This window comes from Corynebacterium sp. HMSC22B11, assembly GCF_001815965.1.
Classification (GTDB): domain Bacteria; phylum Actinomycetota; class Actinomycetes; order Mycobacteriales; family Mycobacteriaceae; genus Corynebacterium.
On the sequence record NZ_KV823483.1, the window covers coordinates 34,943 to 46,075 of the forward strand.

Annotated in this window: 9 protein-coding genes; 4 read left to right on the top strand and 5 right to left on the bottom strand. The window is 63.3% G+C overall.

Going from position 1 to position 11,133, the window contains the following annotated elements; all coding sequences use genetic code 11:
* Positions 1 to 143 precede the first annotated feature (143 nt).
* From fusA to HMPREF3088_RS03610, 4 genes are all read right to left on the bottom strand, one after another.
* Entirely contained in the window at positions 144 to 2,252 is a 2,109-nt protein-coding gene (fusA, locus tag HMPREF3088_RS03595; protein WP_070758474.1) for an elongation factor G, read from the bottom strand.
* Positions 2,253 to 2,450: 198 nt separating this feature from the next.
* Positions 2,451 to 2,921 (bottom strand): 30S ribosomal protein S7, encoded by a 471-nt coding sequence (gene rpsG / locus HMPREF3088_RS03600; RefSeq protein WP_070758475.1) that lies wholly within the window; start codon positions 2,919 to 2,921, stop codon positions 2,451 to 2,453.
* Between the two features lie 3 nt (positions 2,922 to 2,924).
* Positions 2,925 to 3,296, bottom strand: a complete 372-nt coding sequence (gene rpsL, locus HMPREF3088_RS03605; RefSeq protein WP_070758476.1) for a 30S ribosomal protein S12 — start codon at positions 3,294 to 3,296, stop codon at positions 2,925 to 2,927.
* A gap of 413 nt (positions 3,297 to 3,709) precedes the next feature.
* Positions 3,710 to 5,575: an acyltransferase family protein gene (locus HMPREF3088_RS03610; protein ID WP_246818032.1), complete on the bottom strand. Its 1,866-nt coding sequence runs from the start codon at positions 5,573 to 5,575 to the stop codon at positions 3,710 to 3,712.
* 396 nt (positions 5,576 to 5,971) lie between these two features.
* Between HMPREF3088_RS03610 and HMPREF3088_RS03615 the strand changes: the two genes are divergently transcribed.
* Complete coding sequence (locus HMPREF3088_RS03615; RefSeq protein ID WP_070758478.1) at positions 5,972 to 7,924, top strand: ribonucleoside triphosphate reductase; 1,953 nt, start codon at positions 5,972 to 5,974, stop codon at positions 7,922 to 7,924.
* Positions 7,917 to 8,651 carry a radical SAM protein gene (locus tag HMPREF3088_RS03620; protein ID WP_070758479.1) on the top strand — a complete coding sequence of 245 codons (735 nt, stop codon included), beginning with the start codon at positions 7,917 to 7,919 and terminating at the stop codon, positions 8,649 to 8,651. Before HMPREF3088_RS03615 ends, HMPREF3088_RS03620 begins: the two co-directional genes overlap by 8 nt.
* Here HMPREF3088_RS03620 and HMPREF3088_RS03625 read toward each other — a convergent pair.
* Entirely contained in the window at positions 8,648 to 8,845 is a 198-nt protein-coding gene (locus HMPREF3088_RS03625) for a DUF4236 domain-containing protein (protein WP_070758480.1), read from the bottom strand. The genes HMPREF3088_RS03620 and HMPREF3088_RS03625 overlap by 4 nt on opposite strands.
* A gap of 182 nt (positions 8,846 to 9,027) precedes the next feature.
* On the opposite strand from HMPREF3088_RS03625, the gene HMPREF3088_RS03630 reads away from it, so the two are divergent.
* Complete coding sequence (locus HMPREF3088_RS03630) at positions 9,028 to 10,134, top strand: ICP22 family protein (protein ID WP_070758481.1); 1,107 nt, start codon at positions 9,028 to 9,030, stop codon at positions 10,132 to 10,134.
* A 166-nt stretch (positions 10,135 to 10,300) separates the two neighbouring features.
* Positions 10,301 to 11,038, top strand: a complete 738-nt coding sequence (locus HMPREF3088_RS03635; protein ID WP_070758482.1) for a DUF1707 SHOCT-like domain-containing protein — start codon at positions 10,301 to 10,303, stop codon at positions 11,036 to 11,038.
* The last annotated feature ends 95 nt before the right edge of the window (positions 11,039 to 11,133 follow it).

Genomic DNA, 11,133 nt, shown 5'->3' on the forward strand with positions numbered 1-11,133 from the left:
ACCCCCCAAGCGCGGGGTCGGTGTTTGCCCAGGTTTCGCGCGGTTCCACTCGCGTGGACCGCACCCGGGTGGGCTTAAAGGTGTAGAACCTCGACGTCGGGAGGCTAGCTAGCACTAGCAGCTAGCCCACCCCGCATCGGGAACTACTTGCCGGTGCGCTCGGCGATGATCTCCTCAGCCACGTTCTGAGGAACCTCAGCGTAGGAGTCGAAGATCATGGAGTAGTTGGCGCGGCCCTGGGTCTTGGAACGCAGGTCGCCAACATAGCCGAACATCTGGGACAGCGGGACGCGGGCCTTAACGACCTTCGCACCGGAGCGGTCCTCCATGGAGGACACGGAGCCACGGCGGGAGTTGACGTCGCCGATGACCTCACCCATGTACTCCTCAGGGGTGATGATCTCCACGGCCATCATCGGCTCCAGCAGAACCGGCTTAGCCTTCGCCACGGCCTCCTTGAGAGCCATGGAACCAGCCAGCTTGAAGGCCATCTCGGAGGAGTCAACCTCGTGGTAAGCACCGTCCAGCAGGGTGGCCTTGATGTTCACCAGCGGGAAGCCAGCGAGGTAGCCGTACTGCATGGCGTCCTGGATACCCTGGTCGACCGACGGGATGTACTCCTTCGGAATACGGCCACCGGTGACCTCGTCGATGAACTCGTAGGTCTCCTCGGAGCCCTCCTCCGGCTCCAGCGGCTCCAGAGCGATGATGACGCGAGCGAACTGACCGGAACCACCGGTCTGCTTCTTGTGCGTGTACTCGAGCTTCTCGACTGGCTTCTTGATGGTCTCGCGGTAAGCAACCTGCGGAGCACCAACGTTTGCCTCGACCTTGAACTCGCGCTTCATGCGGTCCACCAGGACGTCGAGGTGCAGCTCACCCATACCGCCGATGACGGTCTGGCCGGTCTCCTCGTCCAGCTTCACGGTGAAGGTCGGGTCCTCTTCCGCCAGCTTCTGGATAGCGGTACCCAGCTTCTCCTGGTCAGACTTGGTCTTCGGCTCGATGGCCACCTCGATGACCGGGTCCGGGAAGTCCATGTCCTCGAGGACGACCGGGTTAGCGGAGTCGGACAGGGTGTCACCGGTGGAGGTGTCCTTCAGGCCGATGAAGGCGTAGATGTGACCGGCGGATGCGCGGTCAACCGGCTGCTCCTTGTTGGAGTGCATCTGGAACAGCTTGCCGACGCGCTCCGGCTTGTCCTTGGTGGAGTTGATGATCTTGTCACCGGTCTCCACGGAACCGGAGTAGACGCGAACGTAGGTCAGCTTGCCGAAGAACGGGTGCACAGCGACCTTGAACGCCAGAGCGGAGAACGGCTCGTCGCGGGACGGCTTGCGGTTGCGCTCAACCTCGCGGTCCTTCGGGTCGAAGCCCTTGATCGAGCCGACGTCCATCGGGTTCGGCAGGTAGTCGACGATGGCGTCCAGGATCGGCTGGATGCCCTTGTTCTTGTAGGCGGTACCACAGAAGACCGGGTATGCCTCGCCGTTGATGGTGAGGTGACGGATCTGCTTCTTGATCTCGTCGACGGTGATCTCCTCGCCGGCGAAGTAGCGCTCCATGAGCTCTTCGTCGGACTCCGCGACAGCCTCGATCAGCTTCTCGCGGTACTCCTCAGCCTTCTCCTGCAGGTCGGCCGGGATCTCCTCGATGGTCGGCTCGGTGCCTGCGGCAACGACGCCTGGCCACATCAGGGCCTTCATCTGCAGCAGGTCGACAACACCCTCGAAGTTGTCCTCAGCGCCGATCGGCAGCTCCATGACCAGCGGCTTCGCACCGAGGCGGTCGATGATGGTCTGCACGGTGTGGTAGAAGTCCGCGCCCAGCTTGTCCATCTTGTTGACGAAGCAGATGCGCGGGACGTCGTACTTATCAGCCTGGCGCCAGACCTGCTCAGACTGCGGCTCAACGCCTTCCTTCGCGTCGAAGACAGCAACAGCGCCGTCCAGGACACGCAGGGAACGCTCGACCTCAACGGTGAAGTCGACGTGACCCGGGGTATCGATCAGGTTGATCTGGTTGTCGTTCCAGAAGCAGGTCGTCGCGGCGGACGTAATCGTGATGCCGCGCTCCTTCTCCTGGTCCATCCAGTCCATCGTGGATGCACCGTCGTGGGTCTCGCCCACCTTACGGTTGATACCGGTGTAGAAGAGGATACGTTCGGTGGTGGTGGTCTTACCGGCATCGATGTGGGCCATGATGCCGATGTTGCGGACCTTCTTCAGGTCGGTCAGTGCTTCGAGTGCCACTGGTTAAAAACTCCGCTCAATCGTTGTCGAGCGGCCCGGACCTTAAGGTTGTTGGTCGCATAAGGCCTAGCGAGCCGCATGGGTCTGTTCAGGTTCTATTTTGCCATTTTTATGGCCGTCTGGAGTAGGGGGAGTTTTCCCTCCCCCACTACTCCCGCCTGGGCTAGCCGCAGCGACCGCGGCCAGCCGGTCAAGCGACTACCAGCGGTAGTGAGCGAAGGCGCGGTTAGCCTCAGCCATCTTGTGGATGTCCTCGCGACGCTTCACGGAAGCGCCCAGGCCGTTGGAGGCATCGAGGATCTCGTTGGCGAGACGCTCAACCATGGAGTTCTCGCGACGCTGGCGGCTGAAGGTGACGAGCCAACGCAGTGCCAGGGTGGTGGAACGGCCCGGACGGACGTCGACCGGGACCTGGTAGGTTGCGCCACCGACGCGGCGGGAACGAACCTCGAGGGCCGGCTTAACGTTGTCGAGTGCCTTCTTCAGGGTCAGGACCGGGTCGGTGCCGGTCTTCTCGCGGCACTGCTCGAGGGCACCGTAGACGATGCGCTCAGCGGTGGACTTCTTGCCGTCGATCAGGATCTTGTTGACCAGCTGGGAGACGAGGACGTCGCCGTACACCGGGTCCTTGACGAGTGGGCGCTGTGCTACTGGACCTTTACGTGGCATGGCTTACTTCTCCTTCTTGACGCCGTAGCGGGAACGTGCCTGCTTACGGTCCTTGACACCCTGGGTATCCAGAGCGCCACGGACGATCTTGTAGCGAACACCCGGGAGGTCCTTCACACGACCACCGCGGACGAGCACCATGGAGTGCTCCTGGAGGTTGTGGCCCTCACCTGGGATGTAAGCGGAGACCTCGATGCCGGAGGTCAGGCGGACACGGGCGACCTTACGCAGAGCCGAGTTCGGCTTCTTCGGGGTGGTGGTGTACACGCGGGTGCACACGCCACGACGCTGCGGGGAGCCCTTCAGACCGGCGGTCGCAACCTTGCCCGGCTTATCGTGGCGACCCTTGCGGATCAGCTGCTGAATAGTTGGCATAGATAGACTTTCTTCTTTGGGTTTTAAACTTGCAGAAGCCTCGGTATGTCGTGAACCCCCTGGCGGGGCACCCACTTGCCGAACTGAGCGAAAACACCCTTGAACAGCAAAAAATGGGGGCTCTTTCCGGGGCCACTACCGTTTTGTATCACTCCGCGCACTCGGCACGAAGATCCCTGTATTAAGCACCCTCTGCCGTTTACCATTCGGTACGCGCCATCGGAGCAATACAATCTACGCGGGTCAGATTACCCCAGGGGCTACCGAAAACCAAATGCACCCGGAGGTACTTTCGGGCGTGACTCCAGGCGCACGTACCGGCAGGCGACCACGGCTGGCCCTGGCTGGCGCTAACAGTCCCCAGCCCAGCCTCACTCCCCCGCCGTGTTGCCGCCTTTCCCCCTAACCGTGAGCTAGTTGCTGCAGCTCTGTGGAATATCCTTCTTGCCGCTCTTCCACTGCTTGAGCGCATCCTTCACCGCGCCGGCGTAGAGCTTCGCGCCCTTTTCGCCTGGGTGGATGCCGTCGACGAAGTCGTCGTTCTCCTTCGCTGCCTCGCACCAGTTCGCGAGGTAAACGTTCGGGGTCTTCTTCGCCTCCGCGATGAGCTCCTCGTTGGCGTGCGCCATCCAGTCACGGTCACCGTAGGGCATCACGTAGATAATGACGCGATCCTTGCCCACGGCCTCCCGGATCTTCTTCAGCATCTCCGGGTCCCCCGCGCCGTCGGAGGGGCCATTGGTGCCCAGGCCGAGCACCACGAACTCGCGCAGCGTTCCGGCGTCCGACATCTGCTGCAGGATCGGCAGTGCCGCGATGTAGTGCCTGCTCTGTGCTGCGTCCACGGTCGTGCCAGGGAACTTCTCCTGCAGCGCGTCCACGGAGGCCAGCATCACGGAGTCACCGACCATGCTGATCTTGTTGCCGGAAGGCATCTTGCGATCCTCGACCGGGATCTTGCTGCCATCCTTCGGGACGGGCGGGGTGGTCTTCGCTGCTTCCTCGTTGGCCTTCTGCAGGCGCTCGGACTTTTCCTTCAGGTCCTTTTCCAGGCTCGACTCCGAAGGAGCGGTGGCCAGCCCGCAGGCGGTCAGCGCCCCCACGAGGACGACGGCGAATCCGACACTCAGTTTGCGCATCACTCCACCACTAAACCAGCCCTTGATCGTCGTGCGGTAACCGTGGCGCCGGAACGGGGTTTCGATGTGATTAAAGCTCCACTCGGAGATCAGGGCGGTAAGAATCACAGCCACGAGGCCGATGAGCCGCTCGGGGGCCTTGGGCACCAGAACCGGCAGAATCATCACGATCGGCCAGTGCCACAGGTAGATGGAAAAGGAGCGGTGCCCCAGCCAGCGGAGCACGCGGATGTTCATCCACTCGTCGATGGCGTTATCTCCGCGCGCCAGCCCCATCACGACCAGAGAAGTCAACAGGCTGGCGATGACCAGCCCGCCACGGTAGGTGAACGCACTTTCCGCGTGCACGGTCATCATCATCGCCACGAGCCCCACGAAGGCCAGGGCAGGGACCCAGCCCGCGAGCAGCTGATGCTTGAACCAGTTGAGGCGGCGCGGATGCGAGTCCGCGACCCGGGAACGCACCGGGGAGGTCAGCAGGAGTGCGACCAGCGAACCGAGCAGCAGACCAAAAGCGTGAGTATCCGTGCCGTAGTAGACCCGCGACGGGTCCTGCTGCGGATCGAAGATCACCGCCATCGCGACCATGGAGGCGACGGCCAACACCGCCGTCAGCACCGCCATGCGCGGGCGGAAGCGAGTCGCGTTGCGCCGCACGGCGAGCAGCACCAACCAGACCAGAATCGGCCAGATCAGGTAGTACTGCTCCTCGATCGCCAGCGACCAATAGTGTGCAGTGACCTGGATATCCGACTTCGCGAAATAGGACTCAGAGTTCGCGATCTGCACCCAGTTATTGACGAAGAACGCGGTACCGAAAAACTGGGCGCGCAGCTTCACCGCAAGATCGCCGCCGATCGTCCCCACCACGGCCGTCGTCATGATGAGAACGAACAGGGCCAACGGGGCGATGCGCCGCAGACGTCGCCTCCAGAAGACCCGGAAGCTCACGCCCTGGGTGAGGGCGACCTCGCGCAGCAGAATCGACGTGATCAGGAAGCCGGAGAGCACGAAGAAGACGTCCACGCCCATGAACCCGCCGGGCAGGATGTCGCCGAAGAAGTGGTACAGCACCACGGCTGCCACCGCGACCCCTCGCAGCCCGTCGAGACCCGCGATCTGACGAATTCGGACGTGCACTTCTACTCCCTCCGGCTCGAATTGCCACCAAGTGAGATTAGCACCACAGGCGGGCAATCTTGCAGCCAAAGAGAGGGCTTTATGGCCATGTTCAGTTAACGCCCAGCTCACCTTCCCGTCGCGGGCAGGCGAGAGGGGTGGCGAGCCATGACGGGAGCACTGCGGAACCACTTCGACACCCCAATGAGGCCAAGATCACGCTCTCACTACACGTGCGCATCAAACACACCACACGCACAACTAGGCACTACATATGGGCATTATAGACACGTCACCATCTATATATTGCGCTTCCATTGCTTGCGGGGCCCGGAATTCCACGTATGTTATTTGGCACCAGCCGGGGTGGAACCCCACCCGCCACGGCTCATCCCCACCCCGACGAGAGGAGCCTCCATGTCCGCACCCAGCATTCGATCCTCAGCCCACCGCACAGGCCACACCCGCAACGCGCAGCAGCGAGTCGCCGTCGACCCCACCGAAACAGTCGAGGAGTACCTGCACCGCCAAGACTGGCGCATCAACGCCAACGCAAACCAGGACTACTCAATCGGCGGGCTCATCCTCAACGCCTCCGGCAAGATCGCCGCAAACTACTGGCTGGACGAGATCTTCGCCCCCGAGGCTGGCGCCGCCCACCGCTCCGGCGATATCCACATCCACGACCTCGACAGCCTCACCGGCTACTGCGCCGGCTGGTCCCTGCGCCAACTCCTCGAAGAAGGCTTCGGCGGCGTCCCGGGCGCGATCTCTTCCCATCCGCCCCGCCACCTCTCCAGCGCCTGCGGCCAGGCCGTCAACTTCCTCGGCACCCTACAAAACGAGTGGGCCGGCGCCCAGGCGTTCTCCAGCTTCGACACCTACATGGCCCCCTTCGTCCGCCTGGATAGCCTCAGCTTCGAGGAAGTCAAGCAGTGCCTGCAGGAATTCATCTATAACCTCAACGTGCCCTCCCGCTGGGGCACCCAAACCCCCTTCACCAACCTCACCTTCGACTGGACCTGCCCCGCCGACCTCGCAGAACAGAACCCACTCATCGGGGGCGAGCCCGTGGACTTCACCTACGGCGAACTCCAAGCAGAGATGGACATAATTAACCGGGCCTTCCTGGAGGTCATGAGCGCCGGGGATGCCGATGGCCGCCCGTTCACCTTTCCCATCCCCACCTACAACATCACCCCGGACTTCGACTGGTACAGCACCAACGCCGCGTTGCTTTTCGACATGACCGCCAAGTACGGACTGCCGTACTTCCAGAACTTCCTCAACTCGGACCTCGACCCGGGCATGGTTCGCTCCATGTGCTGCCGCCTGCAGCTGGATCTCCGCGAACTAATGAAGCGTGGCAATGGCCTTTTCGGCTCTTCCGAGCTGACCGGCTCGATCGGCGTCGTCACGATCAACTGCGCGCGGCTCGGCTACCTGCACCGTGGTGACGAAGCAGCACTCTTCGCGGCGGTAGATGAACTCGTGGACCTCGCGGTCAACACACTGGAACGGCGCCGGAAGTTCGTCACCGAGAACATGGAACGAGGCTTGTACCCCTACACCAGCCGCTGGCTCCCCAACCTGAACAACCACTTCTCGACCATCGGCGTGAACGGCTGCAACGAAATGATCCGCAACTTCACCGGCGGGGACCGCGACATCACCGACCACGAGGGCCACGCGCTCGTCGCCCGGCTACTCGACCACCTCAACGACCGGCTCGTCGAAGCACAGGAAGCTACCGGCAACCTCTACAACCTGGAAGCCACCCCGGCTGAAGGCGCGACCTACCGCTTCGCCCGCGAGGACCGCGCACGCTACCCGGAAATCCTGCAGGCAGGCACCGCAGAGCAGCCGTACTACACCAATTCCTCGCAGCTGCCCGTGGCGCACACCCCGGACCCCTTCGAGGCACTGGCCGAGCAGGAGGAACTACAGAAGAAGTACACCGGCGGCACCGTGCTGCACCTCTACATGGGAGCCGCGATGAGCTCCGGGGAGGCCTGCGCGACCTTGGTACGCCGGGCGTTGGAGAGCTTCGAGCTGCCGTACCTGACGGTCACCCCGACGTTCTCGGTATGCCCACAGCATGGCTACCTTTCCGGCGAACACCCGCAGTGTCCCAACTGCGGCACCGATACCGAGGTGTGGACGCGCGTGATGGGCTACTTCCGGCCGACGAGCAGCTTCAACACCGGCAAGCGCGGCGAGTTCAGCGAGCGGGAGTACTTCCGCGAGGCTGAGGCCGGGCTGGGCGGTGCTGAGATTGACGGTGCGGGGTCGCACGATACTGGACTAGTCAGCACTGGGCAGGTTGGCGAGTTCTCGCCGTCCGCGGTTGGAGCCCGACCGCATGCGTAGTTCCGCCGCTTTTCAGGACGCCAACAGCTTGGCCTTGGCAGGGCTGATTCCCTTTTCCGCTACTGACTGGCCGGGAAAATTGACAGCGACGGTGTTCACCCAGGGTTGCCCGCTGCGCTGCGTGTACTGCCACAATGCGCAGCTGCAAGAATTCCCGGTGGTGGGCGGAGGCGAGCCTGCTGCAGATTTGGGCGGGGCTGGCGAAGGCTCGGGTGGGACTCGCGGAGCCGAGGGCCGACCGCTCTTCTCGGATGCTCTGGAGCTCATGGAGCGGCGCCGGGGGATGCTTGACGGTTTGGTGATCTCTGGTGGGGAGCCACTAGCGGCCGCCGGGCTACCCGCAGCGATTGCGGACACGAAGGCTGCTGGCTTCCCGGTGGGATTGCACACCAGCGGGTACGCGCCGGCGCGGTTGCGCGCCTTGCTGTCCAAGGAGGCCACGCGACCCGACTGGATCGGGCTGGATGTTAAGGCACTCCCCCGTCATGCTGCTGCAGTCACGGGGCTGGCGCCGCGGGCCGCGGAGCGAATGTGGGATTCACTACGCGTAGCCGCCGCCGCGGCGGAACAGTACGGCGTGGAACTGCAGATGCGCACCACGCTCTGGCCGGGCTCGGTGATCGAGCAGCACCTTGAGGAGCTCCAGGGCGAGGTCGCAAGGCTCGGGCACGAGCTACACCTGCAGTGGGCCCGGAACGTCGATGGCGCCGGGCGCTATGTGGCTTAGCGGCGCTTCTTGCCGAAAGTTTTGGTGAAATTCAGACCCGGGATGCCGGTCTGGATGCGGATCATCTGCTGCCCATTGGCCTTCTGGGTGATGCGGGCCGGCCCCAGCTTGTAGGAGCCGCCCACCCCGCCACTGGAAACGTTGATGCGGCCGTTGCGGCCGACCTTCTTGGACTCACGAAAAAAGATTCCCATGGGCTCAGAGTCTAGCGGGTGAAGCGGACTGCACCCCGGGTGCACCCGCGCACATGCGGAAACCAAAGCCAAGAAAAGCTTTTACGGTTTTGGCCCGCTAGTCAGTTCACGCCAATGCTATATTTACTTTCACCACAGAAACCTTCTGTGCGGTATTGGTACGAGACCTTAAGGATGGCCCGATGAAGAGCCTTCGTATTAATCGCGGTGTCGCAGCTGGCGCGGCCGCAGTTTCCCTCCTTTTTACGGCTACCGGTGTAGCTGCCCCTTCCCTGCTCAGCCAGGCAGCGGCTGAGTCCACCAGCAAGGACCTGGCGCTGAAGTGCACGTATAATGCGCTCGGCGAGAGGGTGGCCGAGACCAGCAACACGATCACCGTTGACATGCCCACCGAGGTCGAGGCTGGCGCGGAAATCCCGGTGAAGGTCACGACCGGCACTACTAAGATCACTAACAAGACGCTCTTCAGCCTGGTTAAGACCGTCAGCGCGAAAAACAGCACCGTCCGCCTGCAGGTCTCCCCCAACGCGGAGCTCGTGGGTAGCCCGCAGGGAATCACCCTCGCCAATGGTGTCCTGAGCATCTCCAACGCACTCTCTGCGTCGAAGACCTCCGCCAGTGACATTACCGTCACCGCGCAGCCAGCCGAGTTCACCCTGCGCTCTAAGGATGGCGAGAAGGTCACCATCGGCGCTGCAAGCAACATCATCAGCCTGACGATGAACACTAGTAGCGGTGTAGCGCCCACCGTGCCAACCAACTGCACGACCACCGCGGTTCAGCTGAACCAGACCACCATCAAGGCTGCTCCGGCACCGGAGCCGACCCCGGAGCCGTCGGAGACCAAGCCGGCTGACCCGGCACCGGCTGAGACCGACAAGCCGACCAACCCGGAGCCGGGCGAGACCACTTCGTCGGATAAGCCAACTGATCCGGCACCGACCGACCCGACCAAGCCTGAGCCCACTCCGGAGCCAACGGAAACCGACAAGCCAGGCGAGACCACCGACCCAGAGCCGGGTCCATCCGAGACCGAGAAGCCAGGCGAGCCGGAGCCAAGCGAGACCACCGACCCAGAGCCGAGCGAGACCGATAAGCCGACCGATCCCCCGGCAAACAACGAGCCTCAGGGATCCTCCACGGACGGCATCGCGTCCTTCTTCAAGAAGATCTTTGGCATCGACAAGTCGGACGAGGGCAAGAACACGGCAAAGACCTTCTGGCTTTCCCTCTTCGGTGGCGGGCTGCTGGCAGTGATCATCTCCGCCGTGCTGAACTTCATCCGATAGGACCAAGCCACATGGCTTAGCAGCGTTCAGTTGTGCCTCTCGTACCCCGGGGGACGCAACACCCCAAGGCCGCTTTCCTACTCCCACGGGAGTATCTCTCCGGGAAGCGGCCTTCGCCTATGCCCAGCGCGCCCAGCTTTCGCTAAGCTGCACTATCCTCTTAGCCATGAACGACGACGCCCTCCGTTGCGATGACAACGACCGCAACCGCGCCCAAGCTCTCCTCCACGACGCACTTGGCCGAGGCCAGATCAGCATCGCGGAGTTCGACGAGCGGGTGCAGCAGTGCATCGTCGCCCAGACCCGTGGCGAGCTGCTCGTGCCGCTGACCGATCTCTTCCTCGACCCGCGCACGGCACTCTACGGCCACCCGACAACCCCCGCTGCCCCGCCGAGCCCGAGCACGCCCACGCAGCGGCCCGCACCCACGAACAATGGGCAAAGCTTCTGGGAGAAGCTCACCAACTTCAACCGCCCGGCGGTACCCACGCGATCCCCGGAAGAGGTCGCCTACTTCGCCAACCAGATGGTCACCGGCGAGAACCTGCCCAACAACAGGGTGCAGGCTCTATTCTCTGATCGCCGGCTCCACCACTGGACCGTGCCCGCCTACCAGGAGATCCGAGCGCACGCCGGAACAGTGACTGTCGACCTTCTCGCCGCGCGCCTGGCCTCGCACCACACCACCATCGACGTGGGGGCCGCATTCGGGGAGGTCAAGATCCTCGTTCCAGAGGGCATCCGCGTGCACATCGACACCGACGGCTCCTTCGGGGAGACGACCTTCAAGGTCGCCCGCGGCGCTGTCCCACCGGAGCAGCTCCCCGCGAACGCGCCGACGCTGCGCATCACGGGCTCGCACAACCTCGGCTCCGTCACCGTGCGCGTCTTGCGCCTGGACTAAGCGGGGCCGGCACTGCCGCACCCCTTCGCTCGTATCGGCGCTCATTTCCGCTGCGCCCGCTCCCCCATCCCCGAAGCCCCGTCCCCCCCCTCCCC